This window comes from Corynebacterium sp. HMSC072A04, from assembly GCF_001809235.1.
GTDB classification, from domain to species: Bacteria; Actinomycetota; Actinomycetes; order Mycobacteriales; family Mycobacteriaceae; genus Corynebacterium; species Corynebacterium hiratae.
Window position 1 is genome coordinate 1 of sequence record NZ_KV796741.1, and the last position, 20,072, is coordinate 20,072.

A 20,072-nucleotide genomic window follows, 5' to 3' on the forward strand; every position below is an offset into this window, starting at 1 on the left:
TACGTGTCCACGATTTGCGGGCAACCCCATTTTCTCTGGATAATCCGGGTAGTGCTTGGATTCTAACCGGCTTGAACAAGTAGTCATATGGGCGCGCTGCCCGTTGAATCCAAGAAGCTGCAGTACACCCTGGACTGGTCAGATGCGGCCAAGATTGACTGGGGCACCATCATATTGTTTGGTTGCGGCATGATCTTCGGCGCCATGCTGGGCAGCTCCGGTCTAGCAGAAACTATCGGTTCCGGACTCGACAGTATGTTGGGCGTATCTAGTGCCCTGGTCATCACTGCCATGGCGGTGTTGCTGGCCATCCTCATCTCTGAGACCACAAGTAATACCGCGGCAGCGGCTGTCACTGTGCCGATTGTTGTTCCACTCGCCATGGCTGCGGGAGTAGACCCTGTTATCCCGGCGATGGCCGCTACCTTTGGCTTCATGCTTCCAATTTTCACGCTGCAAAATGCCATCGTTTACGGCTCCGGCTGCGTTTCCATCGCGCGTATGATCCGCACAGGCATCAGCTTCGACATAATCGGCGGCGCGCTGATTATCTTCTTTCTCCCAACTGTTGCCGCCTTGGTAGGCATCGGATAGGGGATGAAGAAGACGTAGCCCTCGGCCGCCGTTATGACGGGCCGGGGGCTAGCGCTGCAGGAAGGGGTCTTCAATCGGCGCTATCGCTCAACGTTCAACTTGGCACTCAACCGATCAATCCGAGCCCTTGTGCACTCGATGCCGCCATGTAGACTCCCACAATTGCCGCGATCCACAGCAACGTCACTTTCGCCTCATACTCCAGCCGACGGATGGCGCGCTCCAGACGAGGAAAAATAGCCGGCCCCGCTGCGCCTGCAATGGCAGCCATAAGAGTTGCCGGTAGGACCATGATGATGCAGTAACCCGCAATAAGCGCGACCTTGCCGCTAAACCCGAAAGACATAGACTGGATAATTCCCATTGCGCCCAGGTAAGGCAACATAGTCGCAGCCTCGACGACGGCAGCACCTAGCGCAAGCCCCACCATGCCGGTCGCACTCAGTGACGCGCCCCGTGCAAGGCGAGAAGCCCGACTCTTCGACACCTCGCCGTTGGCGGTCTGCGTGGCCGCGGGCTTTTTGGGGTTTGGCGAGAACACACCGAAGATGAAAAGCCCCGCGCCCAGAACAAGCGTCACCCACTGGAACCAATCAGTCTCGCTTACGCCAGAAAGCCTCGATACTGCCGCATCGAACCCTAATAGAAGCGCAATACCAAGGCAGCAGTAGGCCGTGGCGATCGTAGCGAGATAGGTGCCCAATAGGCCTAAACGTACTCGTCGCCAGATAACAATCAGTGCAATAGGAATGACAAGGGTTCCTGCACTCAAACTATCTACGAGTGCAAGGCCAGCAAGGGGAAGGAAGTCTGACATGGAATTCTCCAGTAGTCGGGTGTTTGCGGAGAGCTTGACCTTAGATTCGCAAGAGGCCTCAATTCAGCGTCATACGTTTGTATTAATCGCGGGCTTGGTACGATTGTACGAGGCGCAATGCGCGAGTGCAACTACACTTATGAATGGCTCATCGCATCTGAGCTACGCAAGATTGGAGCTCCATGTCCGTTGATCGCAACACACCCATCACCGGCACCGCCGCAGTGATCGCTGATGCTGCCATTCGAGTGATGGTCAGCCAGGGCCTCGATGCCCTGAGCGTGCGCAATGTCGCCACTGAAGCTGGCGTCGCACCTGGGACTGTCCAGTACCAGATGGGTAAACGAGACGACATCATCGCGAAAGCTTTTGTCAGGTCGTTGCAGCGCCAGGAGTCGCGGGCCCTTACACAAACCGATGCGACGGATTTTCACGCAGCGTTCCACGGTCGCCTGGCTGAACTCTTGCCAATTGGACCTGTTCAGCGCGAGGATTCCGCTGTGTGGGTCATAGTGGGAGCTGCTGCCTCGACGCGCGAATGGCTGGCTGACTTATACGACGCCGAGGTGACGAAGTTTCGGGCGCGCGTGTCTGAAGGTCTCGAAGCAGCGCAACGTTTCGGAAAGCTGGCCCGAGGACTGTCTCCTGAGCAAGGTGCTCGTCTTGTCACTGCACTGGTCAACGGGCTGACGATCGACTACCTCAATGCTCCTGTGGACTCGGCGAAGCAGTTGTTGGCAGACCTTGCTTCGGGACTCGCGCTGATTGTAGAACCCGGTTCTCCTAAAGACTAGGACGGTACTGGGGCTGGAGGTGCAGCATGCCCCTTCATTCTCAGGAAGTCCTCTAACCCATGTCAGCGCGGAGGCACTGTGCCAGTCACCGGCGTGTGGATGTTAATCGACGGGTGAAAGCTCGAGTATCTCGCAAACGGCATCCATGTGTCCGGCGTGCCTGGATACTTCGGCCAGTAGATGGGACAACACCCAGTCGACAGTGGGGTGCCTGCCGTCCTCGTCAGCTTGGGATGCAGGCTCTCCCGGTGGATACGTTGCAAGCAAAGACAAGGCATCTTCCCACTCCTGTCGAAGGGCATCGACGAAGGTCTCGACTGTGACCTCGGGATCCGTGTTCCAGTCTTCATGTGGAGAGTCATCGGTCCACGGGACCGGAAGATCAGCGCCTACCACAACATTTGCGATCCAAAACCGGATGACGTACCGCTGATGGTTCAGAAGCCCCGCAACGGTCCAGCGACTACGAAGGGGAACGTGTGTCACGCCTGAGCGATCTACCTGAATGGCCATGTCGACGATCGAGTCGAGTTGGCGCTGGATCTGATCAGTCAGCTCGGAATAGGACTTTGGTGTGGTGGGCATGTGCAGGAGCCTGAATTCTTAGGACTCTGCAGTTAGACGCCGCACGGCCTCGCGGATGACCTCGGGGCGCTTGCAGAAGGCAAAGCGCACCTTGTGCTGCCACGGTTCCGGGTTGTCCGTGAAGGCGGCCAGCGGGATGGCTGCCACGCCCTTTGTGGCGGGCAGCTGCATGCAGAAATCGATGCCGTTTAAACCGGTAGAGGAGATATCGGCAACCACGTAGTAGGTGCCGCCGGTGTCATGCACGTGGAAGCCAAGCTGCTTGAGGCCTTCTACAAGGATGCTGCGGCACTCTGCAAGCTCAGACACCATGCCGTCCAGCCATTCCTGTTCATAGCGCAGTGCATGGGCCACGGCCGGCTGGAAGGGCGTGGTGGAGACGAAGGTGGTGAATTGCTTGGCTTTGATGACGCCGTCGAGAAGCTTAGGCTCCGCGATGGCCCAGCCGGTCTTCCACCCGGTGCAGTTGAAAGACTTGGCGGCAGAGGACACCGTGACGGTGCGCTCAGCCATTCCCGGCAGGGAGGCGATGCTGACGTGGTCGGTGCCGAAGGTGAGGTTTTCGTAGACTTCGTCGGCAAGCACGAGGAGGTCCTTCTCCACGCAGAGCTCGGCGAGCTCGGTGAGTGCCTCGCGGGAGAAGACCGAACCGGTTGGGTTGTGCGGGGTATTGATGATGACCATGGCGGTCTTGTCCTTGATGGCTGCGCGCACGGCATCGACGTCGATGTCCCAGCTGTTGCCGGATTCTTTCAAGGGGACGGGGACGCGGGTGGCGTCGGCAAGCGCGATGGCGGCGATGTAGGCGTCGTAGTAAGGCTCGAGGACGATGACCTCCTGGCTGGGCTCCACTAGGCCAAGCACCGTGGCGGTGATGGCCTCGGTGGCACCGGCGGTGACTACGACGTGATCCTGCGGCACAGAGTAGGTCTCCGCGACGGCGCTGAGCAGCTCTGGGACCCCGCGCAGGGGAGCGTACTGGTTGTTGCCGCCGGCGATGTTCTCCTGGGCAATCTCCAGCATGCGCTGCGGACCGTCGCTATCGGGGAAACCCTGGCCCAGGTTCACCGCGTCATTCTCCACGGCAAGGGCGGTCATGGTGGCGAAGATGGTCTCGCCAAATTCTTGTAGTCTCTCAACAGTCATTTAGAGCACCAATAGATCGTATTTCGTAGCCTTCACATCGGTCAGACGCTTGCGTGCGCGCTCGAGGCGCTGCCACTGATCCTCCGGAATGGACTTGCGGGCAATCGTCACGGTTTCCGCATCCGGGGTGCCCCAGGCAATCGGCATGGGAGTGATCTGCTGCCAGTGGTCTTTATCGCTCGAGCTGCGCTGGCCGGAGACCGCGGCCACCGGGACCTTGGTGCCCACGGTGCGCTTAATACCCGGGATACTGGTGACCGTGCGCAGGCACGCGCCCCACCGCGGCGGTGCCTTCGGGTCAACATTGGTATTTACCAAAGCCATGAGGACCATGTCGCGCTCGTTGACCTCCGCGACGACCGCGGGGGCAAGCGGATAGGAGTCGTAGAGCTTCTGGGCCGAGCCAACCTTGCTCGAAGCCAAGACACCGATGACGGCGCAAAAGATGCCGAAGAGCGCCATACCGACCGCCAGCGTGATGCGCCAGACGGGGTCGATTCCAAAATAGATGGCAATCGCGCCGATAATAAGCACGAGGCCCATGACGAGGCCAGAGTTGCGCAGGCGCGAGGAATCGCGGAGGAGCTCGTTGTTCTTCTTGGCAAAGTCTTCGTTGACTTCAAACTTGAAAATCTTCATCAGCTCACAAGTCTACTTCGTCCACCAGCCGGTAGGCATAACCTTGCTCGGCCAAAAAGCGCTGGCGGTGCATGGCGTATTCCGCATCGATGGATTCGCGCGCCACGAGAGTGTAGAAGGTGGCCTCCTGCCCGTCCTTCTTCGGGCGCAGCAGGCGGCCCAAGCGTTGGGCTTCCTCCTGGCGGGAGCCAAAGGTGCCGGAGACCTGGATGGCCAGGGCAGCCTCGGGAAGGTCGATGGAAAAGTTCGCCACCTTGGACACCACGAGGGTGGGAAGCTCGCCCTCGCGGAATTGCTGGAAGAGCTTTTCGCGATTGGCGGTGGAGGTCTTGCCGTCGATTACCGGTGCGTTGAGGTGCTCACCGAGCTCCTCCAGCTGGTCCACGTAGGCGCCGATGATCAGTGCCTGCTGGCCTGCATGTTTCTTCAGCAGCTTGTCGACGGCCCGCAGCTTCGCGCCTGCCGATGCCGCAATCCGATAGCGCTCCCGCGCTTGTGCGGTGGCATAGAGCAGGCGCTCCTCCTGCGCCATGTCCACGCGCACCTCGACGCAGTCCGCGGTGGCGATATAGCCGGCGGATTCCAGTTCCTTCCACGGCGCGTCATAACGCTTGGGACCGATGAGCGAAAAGACATCGCCCTCGCGGCCGTCCTCGCGGATGAGCGTGGCGGTCAGCCCTAAGCGGCGGCGCGATTGCAGGTCGGAGGTCATGCGGAAGACCGGGGCGGGCAAGAGGTGGACTTCGTCGTAGATGATAAGACCCCAGTCGTGGGAATCGAAGAGCTCGAGTGCGCGGTACTCACCCTTGGTCTTGCGCGTGACCACTTGGTAAGTGGCGATGGTGATGGGTTTGATCTCCTTCTTCTCACCCGAGTACTCGCCAATTTCCTCCGGCGTGAGGCTGGTGCGGCGCAATAGTTCATCGCGCCATTGGCGCCCGGCCACGGTGTTGGTCACCAGGATGAGCGTGGTGGCCTGTGCTTTGGCCATGGCGGCAGCACCCACGATGGTTTTGCCCGCGCCACAGGGCAGGACCACGATGCCGGAGCCACCGGACCAGAAGGATTCGGCGGCATACTGCTGATAATCCCGAAGCTCCCAGTCCACCTCCTCCGTGCTTAGCGCGATGGGGTGGGATTCGCCGTCGACGTAGCCGGCGCGGTCATCGGCGGGCCAGCTGGCTTTGAGCAGCTCTTGTTTGAGCCGCCCGCGTGCGGATGGCGGTACGGCGATGGTGTTGTCGTCAATGCGCGGGCCCAGAAGTTCGCTGACTTTCTTGGTGCGCGTGAGCTCCTCTAGGATGACGGGTTCGTCCGATTCGAGGATGAGACCGTGGGCTGGATGAGCCAGCAGGCGCACGCGGCCGTAGCGCGACATGGTCTCGGCGACGTCGATCAGCAGCGCCTGCGGCACTGGGAACCGGGAGTAATTCTCCAGAACGTCCACGACTTGCTCGGCATCGTGCCCGGCGGCGCGCGCATTCCACAGGGCTAGTGGGGTGATGCGGTAGGTGTGGATGTGCTCGGGCGCGCGCTCCAGCTCCGCAAAAGGCGCGAGTGCTGCGCGAGCCTCGTTGGCTTGCGGGTGATCCACCTCGAGGAGGACGGTCTTGTCCGATTGGACGATGAGTGGTCCGGGCATGATGAGGCCTTTCTACTCTGGGCGTCAGGGAAAGATTTAATCCCTGTCGGCAAAGCGGACGGAGGAAATGCGGTGAACTGGGAAGCGCACGGGTTTGCCCGCTGAGCCTAGGGCATCAATGTAGCCGCCTTCCACCGACAGTGGCTTCACGGTCACGGTGCGGAGATCGCCGCTCTTATCGGCATAGGAAATCACGATATCGGCGTGGAAGCGCGCGGCAGCGCGGGCGAGCGTGAGGGGATCCGGATCTTCTTCCTTGTTCGCACTCGGGTTCTGCGCTGATGTCCGCAAGGCCTGCACGGCTTCATCCACCGAGGCAGGCTCGCGCTTGCGGGGCTTAGTGCGTGGCGTGGGCAAAAGGTAAGGCTCGGGGGCGACGGCCAGGGAGGCGCCGGATTCATCCTCCGCAGTGGGGGAGAGGCCCTTAGCGCGCAGCTTCTCCAACAGCTCGCCCACGCGCAGCTGGGATACCGCCACGGTGGGTGCGAGCAGGCGCAGGCCGGGGACTGAGGCAATGGCGAGCTCCAAGAGTGCGGGGTCCTCGCTGCGCAGGTAGGAGAGCGCAGGACCACTGCGGAGGGTGCCATGGCGCTTGGCGACGTCCCCGATGGCAAACTCCAACGCCTGCGGTACGCCTGTCGGGGAATGCTTTTTCAAGAAGTCGGTCATTTCCTGGGAGGTGAGCCCCTGGTCCATGCCGCGGCGGATGGTGGACTCACTGATGCGGTACACGCTGGCTAGGCCCGGGGATTCGAGGTCTGCTAAGGATGCGAGGGTGCGGTGTGTGTCTGGCTCAAGGGGGCCGGGCACCAGGACGGTGAGGTCCTGCTGGATGATGAACTCGCTGACCGTCTCAGGAACGAGGCTGGTGGCCGCAGCGGAATCTCCCAGCACGCGGGTGGCCCTGCCCAAAGCTATGGCGCCGATCCATTCGGCTTCGGCGCGCAGCTGCTCAATGGTCACCGTGCGCGTGTGGCTGGCAAAGAGCGGGGAGCGAAAGCGTAGGTCCTCCCAGAACTCTTCGTTGTTCAGCGCGACTGCGGAATGTGCATAGACGCCGAGAACGAAAGCACGGAAGCGTGGCAGGCGGCGCACGAAGCTGTCCTCCGCGAGGACCCGCGAATCGCTCCAACTGGCCCAGGGGGAGGTACGCCAGGCGTCGAGAAGAATGCGCCACTTCTCCCCGAGATCGGCCTCGAGCCAGTCCTGGGAGCCAGTGGTAGGTGCGAGGAAATGCCCCTCCAAGCCATCCGGCTCGCCGCGGTGGAGAAGCCTAGCATGGTGGCCCAAGCAGATAAGCCGCGCAACCTCCTCCTTCTCCAGAGCGAGGTCCTTGGCCAGTTGGTTGAGGGGGCGAACGCCGACCGAAGAGTCTTTCAGCAGCGCTACCGGATGGCTTCCGAGCAGCTCGATGAGCCTTTCCATGCCGCGCACGGCTTCCACGCCAGCTGCCGCGCCGGCGTCGTCAGCCCTGGCATCCGGTTCTGGGGTACCGGCGCGCCCCGAGGGGGTGGTGGGAATGGGCGGGGTGGTATCACCAGTCAGCAGGCGGGCGAGCGAGTGCGGCAGGCGCACCGAGTGCGCGTTGATACGCTCCAGAAAACCTTTGGCCAGCAGGCGCTTGGCGGGATCCTCGGAGTTGATGTCCGGCTCGGTGTCGGTGGTATAGCCCATGCCGTCGCCATTGCTTAAAGCATCAAGGACTCGGCGCTCCTCGGGAGCAAGCGCGGCTAGATCCTTCTCATCGAACTCTACTTGGTTGCGCAACGACCAGCCGGTGGGAAGTGAGCCCATCACGGCGGTGACGATGCGCACCTCCGGGGCGTCACCAAAGACGAGGCCGCGTTGCTTGAGCTGCGAAGTTACCTCAGGGTTGGTGTCCTCCACCATGTCGACCTCGCCGCCGCGGTGGGCGATGTCCTCCAAGACAGCTAGTTGCTCGGCGTTGCTCGCTGCCAAGGCATCCGCGACGTGCATCGGAAGTGTCAGGCGGGAAGCCAGCGCGTCGAAGTCCTTCGGTGCGGGGGGAGAGGACATCGCTGCGGTTACTCAGTAGGGCGCGCAGGTCCTCGTCGGGTAAGCGGCTGAGCCATTCGCGGTAGCTCTCGGTGACGCGGGCGCGGTTGGAGGGGGTGGTCATAATGGCGATCAAGCTTAGTAGTTAGTAGGCGGGGGAGGCATGGGGCCCTCGTTAAGTGAATAAGTTACTTTTTGCCGCGGGGTTTGGAATAATAAGAAGCATGTCGAATGAGAACAAAGGCTTCGTATCCCCGGCTTGGCCGAAGAACAGCCCCCGCGAGCACGCTATTACTGAACTTACTGCACCTTTTGCTGGTGCTTCCAGCCCGTACGGTGACGACCTGATTCTGCCGATGCCGGCAGAAAAGCTCAACTACGTTCACCCGTACACCCGCATCAACCGCTAAGTAGGCGCGCAGAAATCTGCGCTTCACTGAGCAGATGTGCCGAGCCTTGGCGGCTCGCTTTCAGCCCCTCCGAGAATGTTCTCCTCGGTGGGGCTATACGTGTTTGTAATGTACTTGCGCCTCAACTAGTTGGCACGGGCTTGGGCTTTAAGGCCGTCGAGCAGCGTATCGATGAGCTGGGCTTGTATACCTGATAGGTAGTCGGCGCTCACTGGTGTTCTGGGCAGCGGGCGGGTGATGAGACCGATGCCGATGTGAAGTTCGAGCGGGGTGAGGGACTCGGGGCAGAGACCTGCTTGTCGCGCGGGTTCGATAATCGGTTGGTAGATCGACTTCAGTTCAGCTTTGCGCTGGGCAGCGATCTCCTGCACGTCATCGTCTGAGAATGAGGCAGTATTCACCTCGGCTGCCGCTGCTTGAACAACCGCGGCGAAGTTAAGGCTGGCGATCCGATGAATAATATCGCGCCAGGTGCCTTCGGGATCCTCGTCGAAACCTTGTAGGTGGCTGTCCACCTCTTCTTTGATGTGTGCTACCTCCGCGCTGGTGATGGCAACGATGAGGGAGAGCCGCTCGGGGAAGTGGCGTGAGACCGTGGCGACGCCCACGCCAGCTTTCTTGGCGATTGAGCGCATGGATACGCCCGGTCCCTCGGTGATGAGCAGCTGCCTGGCTGCTGCGACGATGGCTTGCTTGTTTTCTGCTGCATCTTGTCTCACAGCTTGCATCATATCAAACGGAACACTATGCTCCACTTTGTAAGTGAAACACCCTGTTCCGTTTGGAGGTTAGAAGTGTCAGCGGTGAAAAGTCAGGAAGGAAAGCAGCCATCGGTTGCTGTGAAATCGATAGTTGCCATTGTGGGGATCCCCGTCGTCATCGGCCTTATGCTGTGGGCGTTTTTGGCGCCCACCTTTGCGTCGGGTCCGGCTGGCGTTCCGGTTGCCATTTCGGCGCCGGAGCCCATGCTCGAAGGCATCTCGCAGAAGATTGAGAGTGCGGCGGGGGATGAGGCCCCGGAGATCGTCGTGAAGCACAGCGAGGCCGAGGTGCGCGACGCGGTGCTGCAGCGTGAAGCTGTTGGTGGACTGGTCATCTCCCCGCAGGGCGCGAGTGCGCTCACCGCTGCGGGAAATGGTGCTCCCTACGTGACGATGATTGATGGCCTCGCTGGCCAGCTTGAAGCACAAGGAATGTCCGTAAAGAAGCAGGAGCTGGCGCCGACGACGAAGGAGGACCCGCAGGCGAGCGGAATCACTCTACTTGGCCTGCCGCTGGCTTTTGGTGGCATTATTTCCGCTGTCATTGCCACCTTTGCATTTCGTGGCAAGAAATGGGTCAAGCTGGGGGTTCTCGTTGGTATTGCGCTTTTCGGCGGGCTCGTTGCTACGTGGATGCTGCACTCCGTCTATGGAACCCTCGGTGGCAGCTTTGCTGCCGAGTGGATGGCTATCGCTGCGGGCATCCTTGCAACGTCTGCGGTGACTGCGGGCCTTGCGGGGGTGATGGGTGCCGCGGGTATTGGAATCGGTGCCGTGCTGACTATCTTCTTAGCGAACCCGCTGTCGGGTCTGGCAACCGGCCCGTGGCTGCTGCCTGCCGGGTGGTCGACGCTGGGGCAGTGGATGCCCATCGGCGCGACGGGTCACCTAGTCCGCTCGCTGTCCTTCTTTGATGGGCAAGGCTTCGGCCATGCGTGGTGGTCTTTGGGTCTGTGGATCGTTGTTGGTCTGGCGATGTTGGCCTTCGATAGGTCGCGCGCTAAGGAAGGCGTAGCTGTTGAGGAAAAGGCTTAGTCAAAACTAAAAGAAGCTGGATGGAGAAAACCATCCAGCTTCTTTCTATGTAGTTAAAGCACTGCTTTTATGTGCCGTGCTTGCACGGCACGGCGCGCTGCTTAGCGTGCAGCCAAAACCTGTGCCACCGGGTCGATGACGTGGCGGTTAGCGGAGTAGAAGGCGTTGAAGTCGTGGCGGTTGGCCTTGTACTGCTCGGTGAAGGAAGCCGGGACGGTCAGGCCGTACTGGGTGGCGGTGTCCTCGATGAGGGTGTAGAGAGCGTCAACAGCCAGCTCGTCGGTGGGCTCCTCGGCAGCTTCCTGGACAGCCTTCGGTGTCTCAGCCGGTGCCTGCGGCGCGGTCTCTTCCTTTACCTGAGTAGCGGCCGGTGCCGGGGTAGCGTTCACGTTGCGCGGAGTCGGTGCGGAGTTCAGGCCCAGGCTAGCGGAGCAAGCCGGCCATGCGCCCCAGCCCTGCTGTGCCAGGGTGCGCTCAGCAACAGCGATCTGCTGCTCGCGGGTGGCCTGGTTGGCGGTTGGAGCGAACTCGCCGCCGCCGAAGGCCTGCCAGGTCTGAGCGCTGAACTGCAGGCCGCCGTGGTAGCCGTTGCCGGTGTTGATGGCCCAGTTGCCGCCGGACTCGCACTGTGCGAGGCGGTCCCAATCGGAATCCGGTGCAGCGGCAGCGTTCGGAGCCATGATGGCTGCGGCAGCGCCCACGGCAACGGTGGAAGCGGCAAACTTGGTGGCGATGGACTTGTTCTTAGCGGAGTGGCGTCCCATTAAAGTATTCCTTCTCTAGGTTGTTCTTGCTTTCTCGCGCCCAGATGATGCCCAGTCCGGCATGTAGTTTTGCAATTGATGTTCACGTTCATGCACATCATGTATGGCCGCCGTGTGGAAGCCCGGACTGTGTCTGGGGCGAGACTTCCACGACCGGCGGCCGAAGTGCCTGTGGGAAAGAGTAGCGGTTTATAACGAATCAGTCACATTAAATGGCTCAAAACGATAACGGAAGCGGGGATTCCCCTACGTTTCCCCTGTTCGCGACGGGTGTGTTAGCTATGTCACACTTGTAACGGGTGTGGTGGTTGGGGCGATACCTATTCTTGGTTTCTTTGGTGGGGTGCGTGGAGGTTAAGATGTATCTCTTTATAAGTTCCACGGATAGTTCCTCCGCGCGGCAGCTTAAGTCACAACCACGCTTTGCCGCGCCTCCTCACCCCGGATTGCCGGAGCCTATCGGCAAGCAGGTGATACGGCCTAAGCTTTGGTAGAGGAGAGACGGAAAGAAAGTGAGTGAAGAACCATGCCTATCGGCAAAGTGAAGTGGTATGACGCGGACAAGGGCTTCGGCTTTGTCAGCAACCCCGGCGATGAAGATGTCTATGTTGGCCGTAACGTGCTGCCCAAGGGTGTCGACGAGCTGTACCAAGGCCAGCGCATCGAGTTCGATTTCGCCGCTGGTCGCCGTGGCCCGCAGGCGCTGCGCGTGAAGGTCCTTGATGCTCCGCGCCGCCGCACCCCGGCCCGCAAGCCGGAGGAGCTATCGAGCATGCTTTCCGACGTCATGACGCTCCTCGAAACCCAAGTGCAGCCGGTGCTCAGTCAGGGGCGCTACCCGGAGCGCAAGACTGGCCGCCAGGTGGCGGAGATTCTGCGGGCTATTGCGAAGGATCTGGATAGCTAGGGGCCTACATTCTTAGGCTGATGACTGAAAAGTGCCCGACCTGCCAAAAGTACAGCTGATTTTTCAATGATCAGCCGTAAATTTGGCAGGTCGGGCACTTTGTCGATTGTAGCGGCGCGCGCTACATCGCGCGCCGCGGCGCGGCTACTTGTCCTCAGGAGCCTCTGCTGGAGCTTCGGCGTCACCGGTGGCCTTGGATTCCTTGAGCTCTTCGTCGGTCATGGTGGATAGTGACCACACCGTGTGCATCGGGGTCTCTTCACCATTGGCATCGTGGCCAATCATGAGGGTGGAGATTTCCACCACCATCAGCTGCGGGCGCTCGCCGGTGGAAGCCTCAATCGGCGCGACGGAACCGGGGATTTCGAGCGAGGTGGTTTCGTTGGCGCCGTGCGCAGTGCTGTCATTAGCAGCCGGGTCATCGTAAATGGAGAGCACCGACCACTCGTGGTTATAGATGGCTTCGGGGATCTCCAGCTTTAGGGTGTCATCGGGGCCCACCGTGAGGTTGGGAACCTCGCCCTCCTCGCAGTCGGCGCCGGGCTCGCAGACGCTATAGGGCGCGACCTCCATCGTTTCATCTCCCACCGTGGCCGTGATGGTGACGTCCTGCGGGTCGGGGCCCGGGCGGTCATTCCACCACTTCTGAAACATCACCACCGCCACGACGATCACCGCCACGGCGATAATGAGCGCCAGAAACTGCAGCAGTGACTTCTTCCTTGCTTGCTTCACGGTAGCCATGGCTGAAAATCCTACTCGAAGCGCACCCTGTACAGCTCATCCCAGAGCTTGCCGGTGATCCAGAACTCGTCGGTGCCCGGGATATGGGCGATGCCGTTGAGGACGGCGTTGGGATCGGCAGACGGGACATGGTTGAGGTTCGCGGTGTCGATCACCCCGGTGACCACGCCGGTTGCGGGGTCGATGCGCAGGATGTCCTCGCTCATCCACACGTTGGCATAGACTGCGCCATCGACGCACTCTAGTTCGTTGAGGTTATCCACCGGCGAACCGTTGAGGGTGACCTCGGTGCGCGGGCCGAGCTCCTCAAAAGTCTGTGGGTCCAGGTGGCGCAGTGTGGCGGAGCCATCGGACATGATGAGCTCAGAGCCAGCGTTGCACAGGCCCCAGCCTTCGCCGTCATAGGTTGCGCGGTCGAGTTCGTTGAAGGTCTCGGCATCTCGCAGGAAGGCTGTGCCGGACTTCCACGTCAGCTGCCAGATACCGGTCTCGGTCTGCGTGATGCCCTCGCCGAAGAACGAGTCTTCGAGCGCGACCTCTTTCAGCGGGGCTAGCTCGCCCGGCTGGACGCGCATAAGGCGCGATTCGCCCTTCAGCCCGGTGCCGATGAGCAGGTGTCCGTCAGCGTCGACCTCGAGGCCCTGGGTAAAGGTGTCCGCTGGCAAGGGTGCGGTGTCCAGGACGGTGACGCCGAGGCGCTCTGGGGAGCGTGCGCTTGGCGACGTCCCATCGCTACCCGCCGCTGTCGCCGTCGATGAGGATGCGCGCTCGTCTACAGCTTGGGAGGAACAGGAGGCCAGCGGTGCGAGCAGTACAGCGGCAGATAAAGCCGTGGCGAGCGCGCGGGCGGCGCGGGGGAAGTGTGGGAAGGCCATGACAGTCATTGTGCACGATGCTCGGGCGTGTGATTAATAATGGGAGGGTGACTCGCAAGAAAAAGATGCATTCCCCGCTTCTCGATTCGACGGCTGTCGACCTGGCGCGCCGGGCCGTGGAGGAGGTAGGAGAGGGGGACGTCGGTAAGCACCGGGGCGTTGCGGGTGTGGGCCGCAACGTGGCCACCCACCGTTTTGAGGCCCACGTTCCGGGATACCCGGGATGGGAGTGGCATGCCGTCGTCGCCTGCGCTGAAGGTTCCCGCACGCCGACCGTGAACGAGGTTGCGCTCGTCCCCGGCGGCCAGGCCCTCCAAGCCCCGGAGTGGGTGCCCTATTCCGAGCGCCTGCGCCCGGGTGACTTGGGCCCGGGAGACCTCATGCCGCCGGCGCCTGACGACGACAGACTGGACGGCGGGAAGCTCTCCGAGGCTGGCCTCAAGGAGGCCAAGGAGCGTTGGCGCAAGAAGTATGGGCCGAATACGGAGATGGCGGCGCAGGCCCAACTGCAGTGCAAAACCTGTGCTTTTTACCTCCAGCTGCTGCCCAATTTCGGCGTCTGTGCCAATGAATACTCGGCGGATGGAAAAGTGGTGCACGCCACCTACGGGTGCGGCGCGCATTCCGGCACGAGCGTCCGTGAGGAGGGAGCGGAGCAGGAGAGGCCCTTCGATGATGAGAGCCCTATCTATTAAAGAGAGCGGTTTTCGCCCCGCGCGCAGCAGCGATGCAGCGTGCGGGTTTTGCGTTTTAGTGCCCCGATGGAGCACCCTTAGCAGGTAAAACTTCATTTCTCTAGATAGAAGGGGCGCTCACTCACGATGAACGCAGCTATCGATCGCTATTTCAAAATCACCGAACGTGGATCCACCATTGGAACCGAGGTCCGCGCCGGCGTGGTCTCGTTCTTCGCGATGGCCTACATCATTCTCCTCAACCCTCTCATCCTGGGTACCTCCGCTGACTCGGCCGGAACCACCCTCGGAATCCCGCAAGTCGCTGCCGCCACCGCGCTGGTGGCCGGTGTCATGACCATCGCCTTCGGCATGATTGCTCGCTACCCGTTCGCCATGGCCGCGGGCTTGGGCATGAACACCTTCGTGGCCGTGACCATGGTCTCCCTCAACGGCTTGGAATGGCGCGAGGCCATGGGCCTGGTTGTCATCGAAGGTTTCATCATCGTCCTGCTGGCCATCTCCGGCTTCCGCCAGGCCGTCTTCGACGCTATCCCCGCGTCCATGAAGGCCGCGATGGGCGTCGGTATCGGCATGTTCATCGCCCTCATCGGTTTCGTGGACGGGCACTTCGTCACCCGCGTGCCGGATGCCGCGATGACCACCGTCCCGGTAAGCCTGGGCGTGAACGGCTCGATTGCAACCTGGCCTGCCTTCGTCTTCGTCGTGGGTCTGATTCTCTCCGCCTTCTTTGTCATTCGCCAGGTTCGTGGCGGACTGTTCATCGGCATCGTCATCACCACCATCATCGCCATGATCATCCAGGCACTGACCGGTTCCGAGGACTGGGGCATGGCCACCCCGGAGGTACCCAGCTCCCTGGGCGGGCTGCCGGACCTGTCGATTGTGGGCCAGGTCGATCCGATTAGTGCCTTCACCAAGCTGGGCGTGGTCTCTACCGTGCTGCTCATCTTCACGCTGCTGCTCACCAACTTCTTCGATGCCATGGGCACCATGAACGGCCTGGGCAAGCAGGCCAACCTCGTGGATGAGAAGGGCAATCTGCCGGACATGAAGACCGCCCTAGTCGTCGAAGGCTTCGGTGCAGTTGCTGGTGGTGCGGGTTCGGTATCCTCCAACACCGTGTTCGCGGACTCGGCGGCTGGTATCGGTGACGGTGCCCGCACCGGCTTTGCCAACGTTGTGACCGGCGTGATCTTCTTGCTGGCCATGTTCCTCACCCCGCTCTACGAGATCGTGCCGATCGAGGCAGCAGCCCCCGTCCTCGTCATCGTCGGTGTGATGATGGCAGCCCAGCTTAAGGACATCGAGTGGAACCGCATGGAGGAGGCCATCCCGGCCTTCCTCACCATCGTGGTCATGCCATTCACCTACTCCATCGCTAACGGTATTGGCGTGGGATTCATCGCTTATGCACTGATGGCCACCTTTGCTGGTAAGGCCAAGAAGGTGCACTGGATCATGTGGCTCGTGGCGGCCCTCTTCGTGGTCTACTTCGCTATGGAACCCATTAGCTCGCTGTTGGCATAGCCCGCCTAAGGGGAGCAGCTGGCCCTGCGCCTAGACTAGGGCCCATGCGTTTTGTCATCGATGACCCCACAGACCCTCGCCTGGACGATATCCGCGATCTCAAGCACGCGGATAAGTCCGGCGAGGGTTTCGTCTTTGGTGAGGGCCCACTGTGCGTGGAGCGCCTGCTGGCCTCCCGCTTCCCGGTGCGCTGCATCATCGGCTTTGAAGGAAAGCTCGACACTTTCCTAGCGAACCACGATGTTGGCGATATTCCCGTCTATCAGGTCACTCGAGCAACGTTGGGGGAGGTCACAGGTTTCGACATGCACCGCGGGCTGGTTGCCGCAGCCGACCGCGCAGAGGCCTGGACCGTGGATGAAGTCATTGAGGGTGCTCGCACCCTGGCCATTATGGAAGGCGTGGGCGACCACGAAAATATCGGCTCGCTCTTCCGCAATGCTGCGGGCATGGATGTCGACGGCATCTTGCTCGGCTCAGGTGCCGCGGATCCCCTCTATCGGCGCTCGGTGCGCGTGTCCATGGGGCACGTCTTGCGCCTGCCCTGGGCGCGTTTCGACGGCGGTTTTACCACCTGGCAGCGCGGGTTGGAGAAGCTGCGCGAGCAGGGCTTCCGGCTGGTGTCGCTGACCCCGCATCCGGATGCCGTGCACATTGCTGATGCGTTAGAGGGCGCGGACAAGGTAGCGCTGCTGGTCGGTGCGGAAGGGCCGGGCCTGACTGAGCACGCTATGCGGGCGACCGACGTGCGCGCCCGCATCCCCATGGCGGAGGGCACGGATTCCCTTAATGTGGCGACGTCGGCAGCCATCGCCTTCTACGAGCGCCAGCGCTCCCAAAGGTTCCGCGAGGTCGATACCGCGTAGCGTCGCACCAGGCCGCCGAGGTGCTTGGCGGTGCGGATAATCTCCTCACCGGTAGATTCCGGCTCGAGGTCGTACTCTTCGTAGTCGTCATAGTCATTGAGCCCCAGCTTCGACACTGAGGTGGTGGCTACCTCGGCCACGCTGCGGCGCGGCGGGGGAGTATCGACCTTGGGCTCGGGGCGCCCGTCGGTGGCGTAGCCAACGACGTCCACGTCGGGGCCGTCCGCGCCGACCTCGATGCCCAACCAGAATTCCTGGGCCGCCTCGGTGATATTGAGTGGCTCAAAGGGAAGGGAAATCCCACCCACCGGCTCATCCATCTCCCCGGCCCAGAAAGGGGCCTCGAAGGTTTCGGGCAGACCATGGTCCTCGTAGAGGTTAAAACGCGTCCCGCACAACGAGCGGCGCAGGCGGCTGCCCGTCCAGTGGGCGAACCCGGCATAGCGAGTCTCCGGATTGGAGGCGAAGGCGTAGATTTCCGTGGCGGGCACGGCCTCGCGCAAGGTCCGGGACAGCTGGGAGAGAGTCAGCTGATCGTCGTGGATGATGGTTTGCACCACGGTCACACCGGGATAGCCGCCCACATAGAACTCGCTCGCGCCGGGCTCGGCGGAACGGTTGAGGGGGAATTGCCCAATGGGAGTCACCGGCAGTGCGGGATTGAGTTGAGCGATGAACTTGCGGCCGAAGCCGCGGTCGGCCTTAGGCTCACCGCGGAGGACCTCGGCGGGGTCGGCGGCGGTGACGTACCAGAGAGTGAGAACGGCGCTTTGAGTATCCACGGCAGGCTACTCGCGGGGGCGCTTAGTGGAGGAACGAACGCCGAGCAACACATCCTCCCAGTGCGGGGTGACGGCCTTGCGGCGGCGCTTGGTGGGCTTAGGTTCCGGATCCGGGTTCTGGAGGAAGTCCTCGTCCACCCCGGTGTCCTTCTCATCCGTCTGCTGTGTGGCCTCCTCGTTAGACGAGGCCGTGTCGGCATCGGCTGCGCTCTCGGCGGGGTGCTCCCCACCGTGCGGGGAGGGAAGAACGGAAGGCTCGGCGTACGCGCCGGCGTCTGCCTCGTTATTGGCGTCATCGCCGCCGGTGTAGGAGGACAGCTCCGTCACGCCAGGGGTACCGGCGCGTGCGGCTTCGTTGACCTCGCGGCCCTCGGCGTACTCCCGCCCGTCGATGGCTTCGTCGTAGCGCTCGCCGCGGCCCACGGAGGTCAGCGAACGCACCGGTTGCACGAAGTCCGGGTCGGTGAGGTCTGCGGCCACAGAGTTGCGTGCCTCCACCGTGGCCGGGGAGGACATGGTCTGCTTAAAGGTCCACTCCGCTTCGTTGGCGGACAGCCCAGTCTTCCACGTGATGCGCAGGATCCACGGTTCGCCTTGGTGGCGGTAGGCGTCCCACGTCGCCTCCGACAGGGAGTGCCCGCGCGCGGCAAAAGCGGTGGCCAGGATCTCCCACAGCGTGAGCTTGGCTGGGCCATCCTCGCGGATGGGGTGGGCCTGCTTGGCGACGTCCGCGATGCGCGCCCGCTCCAGCAGCACCGGGTGCGCGAAAGGTTCGATGCGGGATTCTGGAACCTCGAGCTCCTCGGCGATCTCCGCAGCGGAAGCACCGGCGCGGATGCGGGCCTGAATCTCGTTGGGGCGCAGGCGGATTTCTTGTGCCTGCGGTGCGGGCTGGCTCTGTGGGGAAGAAGGCGAGCCACCAGAGGCAGGCATGACGGTGCGCAGCCCGGTGGAGTGGTCTTGCTGCGCGGAGGCGGGGGAGGAGTCGATTGCCTCCTCGTCGGTGCTTTCTGCGTCCTGCTCCGCCCCCTCGTCCTCGGAAGCGGGTTCGGCGGAATCGGCGGGAGCGAGAAGCTCGCGAAGCTCGTCGGTGACCTCGAGGAAGAACTCCTCACCATCCTCGGCCCGGAGGACGAGCGAGGTGTCAGTTGAGTCGCTGGGTGCGAGGAAAATCTCGCGCATGGTGGGCGCTCCTTAGCCTGGTAGCGGACATGTGATGAAGTCCACTTTACCCAGAACATGCCCCGAACTCTGGCAAGAGCGCGGGGCATGTTGTATGCCGCTACAAATGGCTGCAATAAATGGTGTGGTGCGGCATGCCAAGTTAGGGGCGCGGGTTAACGGTTATCCAGAACGTAATCGATAGCCTTGGTGAGCTTGGTGACATCCGCGGAGTCGATCGCCGGGAACAGGCCCACGCGCAGCTGGTTGCGGCCGAGCTTGCGGTAAGGCTCGACGTCGAGAATGCCGTTGGCGCGCAGTGTTGCGGCCACTGCGGCGGCGTCGACAGAGTCCTCGAAATCGATGGTGCCGACCACCAAGGAGCGCTCGGAAGGCTCGGCCACGAAGGGGGTCGCCTCCGGGCGTGACTCGGCCCAGTCGTACAAGATGGAGGAGTTCTCCGTGGTGCGCTTGACCATGCCGTCGAGACCGCCGTTGGCGTTCATCCACTTCACCTGGTCCTCCAGCATGAGCAGCGTGGCGACGGCCGGAGTGTTGTAGGTCTGGTTCTTGCGGGAGTTGTCCACGGCGGTCTGCAGGTTCAGGAAGGCCGGGATGAAGCGATCGGAGGAGTTGATCTTCTCGATGCGCTCCAGCGCCGCCGGGGACATAGCAGCCAGCCACAGGCCGCCGTCGGAAGCAAAGCACTTCTGGGGTGAGAAGTAGTAGACATCGGCATCAGACATGTTGACCGGCAGGCCGCCGGCGCCTGAGGTGGCGTCGATGACGACGAGCTGCTCTGCGTTATCGGGGTTGGGGCGGCTGACCGGAACCATAGCGCCGGTGGAGGTTTCGTTGTGGGCCCAGGCGATGATGTCGGCGCCTTCGGCGTCGGCAGCCTTCGGGTCTGGGGCGGTGCCAACCTCTGCTTCGGTGACGAGCGGGGCGTCGAGCCACGGGGCGGCGGATGCTGCTTTAGCAAATTTAGAGGAGAATTCGCCGAAGCTTAAGTGCGCGGACTTCTTTTCGATGAGACCGAAGGTTGCGGCGTCCCAGAAAGCGGTAGCACCGCCGAGGGAGAGGACAATTTCATAGCCCTCTGGCAGTGCGAACAACTCGGAGAGTCCCTCACGGATGGAGCCGACGAGGTTCTTGACGGCTGGCTTGCGGTGCGAAGTTCCAATGATGGTGTCGGCACCGGCGGTGATTGCCTCAATTTGGGCGGGGCGGACCTTGGACGGCCCGCAGCCAAAACGGCCGTCGGTAGGGAGGAGATCTGCTGGCAGGACGAGTTCTGAGTTGCTCATGT

At 61.9% G+C, this 20,072-nt stretch carries 20 protein-coding genes and 1 pseudogene; 8 read left to right on the forward strand and 13 right to left on the reverse strand.

The window, feature by feature from the left end:
• Positions 1-96: 96 nt before the first annotated feature.
• Positions 97-594: pseudogene (locus HMPREF2565_RS01575) on the forward strand (SLC13 family permease); the annotation flags it as partial.
• A 106-nt stretch (positions 595-700) separates the two neighbouring features.
• On the opposite strand, the gene HMPREF2565_RS01580 reads toward HMPREF2565_RS01575, so the two are convergent.
• Positions 701-1,411 carry a GAP family protein gene (locus tag HMPREF2565_RS01580; RefSeq protein ID WP_046647278.1) on the reverse strand — a complete coding sequence of 237 codons (711 nt, stop codon included), beginning with the start codon at positions 1,409-1,411 and terminating at the stop codon, positions 701-703.
• 182 nt (positions 1,412-1,593) lie between these two features.
• Between HMPREF2565_RS01580 and HMPREF2565_RS01590 the strand changes: the two genes are divergently transcribed.
• Positions 1,594-2,205 carry a TetR/AcrR family transcriptional regulator gene (locus tag HMPREF2565_RS01590; protein WP_046647280.1) on the forward strand — a complete coding sequence of 204 codons (612 nt, stop codon included), beginning with the start codon at positions 1,594-1,596 and terminating at the stop codon, positions 2,203-2,205.
• A 102-nt stretch (positions 2,206-2,307) separates the two neighbouring features.
• Here the strand turns inward: HMPREF2565_RS01590 and HMPREF2565_RS01595 are convergent, their stop codons facing one another.
• From HMPREF2565_RS01595 to HMPREF2565_RS01615, 5 genes are read right to left on the reverse strand one after another with little or no spacing between them, the layout of a single operon-like run.
• Positions 2,308-2,790, reverse strand: coding sequence for a mycothiol transferase (locus tag HMPREF2565_RS01595; protein ID WP_046647282.1), 483 nt, complete (start codon positions 2,788-2,790; stop codon positions 2,308-2,310).
• Between the two features lie 18 nt (positions 2,791-2,808).
• The gene (locus HMPREF2565_RS01600; protein WP_071406776.1) at positions 2,809-3,936 is read right to left on the reverse strand and encodes an aminotransferase class I/II-fold pyridoxal phosphate-dependent enzyme; all 1,128 of its coding nucleotides are present in this window, start codon (positions 3,934-3,936) and stop codon (positions 2,809-2,811) included.
• Complete coding sequence (locus HMPREF2565_RS01605) at positions 3,937-4,575, reverse strand: DUF3239 domain-containing protein (protein ID WP_071406777.1); 639 nt, start codon at positions 4,573-4,575, stop codon at positions 3,937-3,939.
• Positions 4,576-4,579: 4 nt separating this feature from the next.
• Positions 4,580-6,217: a DNA repair helicase XPB gene (locus HMPREF2565_RS01610; protein ID WP_071406778.1), complete on the reverse strand. Its 1,638-nt coding sequence runs from the start codon at positions 6,215-6,217 to the stop codon at positions 4,580-4,582.
• A gap of 36 nt (positions 6,218-6,253) precedes the next feature.
• Complete coding sequence (locus HMPREF2565_RS01615; RefSeq protein WP_246819102.1) at positions 6,254-8,254, reverse strand: helicase-associated domain-containing protein; 2,001 nt, start codon at positions 8,252-8,254, stop codon at positions 6,254-6,256.
• 203 nt (positions 8,255-8,457) lie between these two features.
• On the opposite strand from HMPREF2565_RS01615, the gene HMPREF2565_RS01620 reads away from it, so the two are divergent.
• Positions 8,458-8,643, forward strand: coding sequence for a hypothetical protein (locus HMPREF2565_RS01620; protein WP_010187772.1), 186 nt, complete (start codon positions 8,458-8,460; stop codon positions 8,641-8,643).
• 125 nt (positions 8,644-8,768) lie between these two features.
• On the opposite strand, the gene HMPREF2565_RS01625 is transcribed toward HMPREF2565_RS01620, so the two are convergent.
• On the reverse strand, positions 8,769-9,371 hold the full coding sequence (locus tag HMPREF2565_RS01625; RefSeq protein WP_246819104.1) for a TetR/AcrR family transcriptional regulator: 603 nt from the start codon (positions 9,369-9,371) through the stop codon (positions 8,769-8,771).
• A gap of 111 nt (positions 9,372-9,482) precedes the next feature.
• Here HMPREF2565_RS01625 and HMPREF2565_RS01630 point away from each other — a divergent pair, with 111 nt between their 5' ends.
• Complete coding sequence (locus HMPREF2565_RS01630) at positions 9,483-10,439, forward strand: SNG1 family protein (RefSeq protein ID WP_246819103.1); 957 nt, start codon at positions 9,483-9,485, stop codon at positions 10,437-10,439.
• 101 nt (positions 10,440-10,540) lie between these two features.
• Here the strand turns inward: HMPREF2565_RS01630 and HMPREF2565_RS01635 are convergent, their stop codons facing one another.
• A complete protein-coding gene (locus tag HMPREF2565_RS01635) occupies positions 10,541-11,203 on the reverse strand; it encodes a resuscitation-promoting factor Rpf1 domain-containing protein (RefSeq protein WP_071406781.1) in 663 nt (220 codons plus the stop codon).
• A 526-nt stretch (positions 11,204-11,729) separates the two neighbouring features.
• Between HMPREF2565_RS01635 and HMPREF2565_RS01640 the strand changes: the two genes are divergently transcribed.
• Positions 11,730-12,110 (forward strand): cold-shock protein, encoded by a 381-nt coding sequence (locus tag HMPREF2565_RS01640; RefSeq protein ID WP_070517013.1) that lies wholly within the window; start codon positions 11,730-11,732, stop codon positions 12,108-12,110.
• Between the two features lie 144 nt (positions 12,111-12,254).
• Here HMPREF2565_RS01640 and HMPREF2565_RS01645 read toward each other — a convergent pair whose 3' ends face one another.
• Both HMPREF2565_RS01645 and HMPREF2565_RS01650 read right to left on the reverse strand, forming a co-directional pair.
• Entirely contained in the window at positions 12,255-12,854 is a 600-nt protein-coding gene (locus tag HMPREF2565_RS01645; protein WP_070517015.1) for a DUF2771 domain-containing protein, read from the reverse strand.
• Positions 12,855-12,865: 11 nt separating this feature from the next.
• Positions 12,866-13,738 carry a glutaminyl-peptide cyclotransferase gene (locus tag HMPREF2565_RS01650; protein WP_071406782.1) on the reverse strand — a complete coding sequence of 291 codons (873 nt, stop codon included), beginning with the start codon at positions 13,736-13,738 and terminating at the stop codon, positions 12,866-12,868.
• A gap of 56 nt (positions 13,739-13,794) precedes the next feature.
• On the opposite strand from HMPREF2565_RS01650, the gene HMPREF2565_RS01655 reads away from it, so the two are divergent.
• The 3 genes from HMPREF2565_RS01655 (at position 13,795) to HMPREF2565_RS01665 (ending at position 16,820) form a co-directional block, all read left to right on the forward strand.
• Positions 13,795-14,424 carry a DUF3027 domain-containing protein gene (locus HMPREF2565_RS01655; RefSeq protein WP_369799711.1) on the forward strand — a complete coding sequence of 210 codons (630 nt, stop codon included), beginning with the start codon at positions 13,795-13,797 and terminating at the stop codon, positions 14,422-14,424.
• 126 nt (positions 14,425-14,550) lie between these two features.
• Entirely contained in the window at positions 14,551-15,954 is a 1,404-nt protein-coding gene (locus HMPREF2565_RS01660) for an NCS2 family permease (protein ID WP_071406783.1), read from the forward strand.
• Positions 15,955-15,998: 44 nt separating this feature from the next.
• Positions 15,999-16,820, forward strand: a complete 822-nt coding sequence (locus HMPREF2565_RS01665) for a TrmH family RNA methyltransferase (protein ID WP_071406784.1) — start codon at positions 15,999-16,001, stop codon at positions 16,818-16,820.
• On the opposite strand, the gene HMPREF2565_RS01670 is transcribed toward HMPREF2565_RS01665, so the two are convergent.
• The 3 genes from HMPREF2565_RS01670 to serC all read right to left on the reverse strand — a co-directional run bounded on the left by HMPREF2565_RS01670 (position 16,772) and on the right by serC (position 20,070).
• Positions 16,772-17,602, reverse strand: coding sequence for a DUF6928 family protein (locus HMPREF2565_RS01670; RefSeq protein WP_070510489.1), 831 nt, complete (start codon positions 17,600-17,602; stop codon positions 16,772-16,774). The two genes, HMPREF2565_RS01665 and HMPREF2565_RS01670, sit on opposite strands and share 49 nt — an antisense overlap.
• Before the next feature lie 6 nt (positions 17,603-17,608).
• On the reverse strand, positions 17,609-18,784 hold the full coding sequence (gene sepH / locus HMPREF2565_RS01675) for a septation protein SepH (protein WP_071406785.1): 1,176 nt from the start codon (positions 18,782-18,784) through the stop codon (positions 17,609-17,611).
• Positions 18,785-18,939: 155 nt separating this feature from the next.
• Positions 18,940-20,070, reverse strand: a complete 1,131-nt coding sequence (gene serC / locus HMPREF2565_RS01680) for a phosphoserine transaminase (protein ID WP_071406786.1) — start codon at positions 20,068-20,070, stop codon at positions 18,940-18,942.
• Positions 20,071-20,072 lie beyond the last annotated feature (2 nt).

What these genes read in the sequence shown, in the direction of transcription:
- HMPREF2565_RS01580 (WP_046647278.1), bottom strand. Translation starts at nt 1,411, where the DNA reads ATGTCAGACTTCCTTCCCCTTGCTGGCCTTGCACTCGTAGATAGTTTG.
- HMPREF2565_RS01590 (WP_046647280.1), top strand. Translation starts at nt 1,594, where the DNA reads ATGTCCGTTGATCGCAACACACCCATCACCGGCACCGCCGCAGTGATC.
- HMPREF2565_RS01595 (WP_046647282.1), bottom strand. Translation starts at nt 2,790, where the DNA reads ATGCCCACCACACCAAAGTCCTATTCCGAGCTGACTGATCAGATCCAG.
- HMPREF2565_RS01600 (WP_071406776.1), bottom strand. Translation starts at nt 3,936, where the DNA reads ATGACTGTTGAGAGACTACAAGAATTTGGCGAGACCATCTTCGCCACC.
- HMPREF2565_RS01605 (WP_071406777.1), bottom strand. Translation starts at nt 4,575, where the DNA reads ATGAAGATTTTCAAGTTTGAAGTCAACGAAGACTTTGCCAAGAAGAAC.
- HMPREF2565_RS01610 (WP_071406778.1), bottom strand. Translation starts at nt 6,217, where the DNA reads ATGCCCGGACCACTCATCGTCCAATCGGACAAGACCGTCCTCCTCGAG.
- HMPREF2565_RS01615 (WP_246819102.1), bottom strand. Translation starts at nt 8,254, where the DNA reads ATGTCCTCTCCCCCCGCACCGAAGGACTTCGACGCGCTGGCTTCCCGC.
- HMPREF2565_RS01620 (WP_010187772.1), top strand. Translation starts at nt 8,458, where the DNA reads ATGTCGAATGAGAACAAAGGCTTCGTATCCCCGGCTTGGCCGAAGAAC.
- HMPREF2565_RS01625 (WP_246819104.1), bottom strand. Translation starts at nt 9,371, where the DNA reads ATGCAAGCTGTGAGACAAGATGCAGCAGAAAACAAGCAAGCCATCGTC.
- HMPREF2565_RS01635 (WP_071406781.1), bottom strand. Translation starts at nt 11,203, where the DNA reads ATGGGACGCCACTCCGCTAAGAACAAGTCCATCGCCACCAAGTTTGCC.
- HMPREF2565_RS01640 (WP_070517013.1), top strand. Translation starts at nt 11,730, where the DNA reads ATGCCTATCGGCAAAGTGAAGTGGTATGACGCGGACAAGGGCTTCGGC.
- HMPREF2565_RS01645 (WP_070517015.1), bottom strand. Translation starts at nt 12,854, where the DNA reads ATGGCTACCGTGAAGCAAGCAAGGAAGAAGTCACTGCTGCAGTTTCTG.
- HMPREF2565_RS01650 (WP_071406782.1), bottom strand. Translation starts at nt 13,738, where the DNA reads ATGACTGTCATGGCCTTCCCACACTTCCCCCGCGCCGCCCGCGCGCTC.
- HMPREF2565_RS01655 (WP_369799711.1), top strand. Translation starts at nt 13,795, where the DNA reads ATGCATTCCCCGCTTCTCGATTCGACGGCTGTCGACCTGGCGCGCCGG.
- HMPREF2565_RS01660 (WP_071406783.1), top strand. Translation starts at nt 14,551, where the DNA reads ATGAACGCAGCTATCGATCGCTATTTCAAAATCACCGAACGTGGATCC.
- HMPREF2565_RS01665 (WP_071406784.1), top strand. Translation starts at nt 15,999, where the DNA reads ATGCGTTTTGTCATCGATGACCCCACAGACCCTCGCCTGGACGATATC.
- sepH (WP_071406785.1), bottom strand. Translation starts at nt 18,784, where the DNA reads ATGCGCGAGATTTTCCTCGCACCCAGCGACTCAACTGACACCTCGCTC.
- serC (WP_071406786.1), bottom strand. Translation starts at nt 20,070, where the DNA reads ATGAGCAACTCAGAACTCGTCCTGCCAGCAGATCTCCTCCCTACCGAC.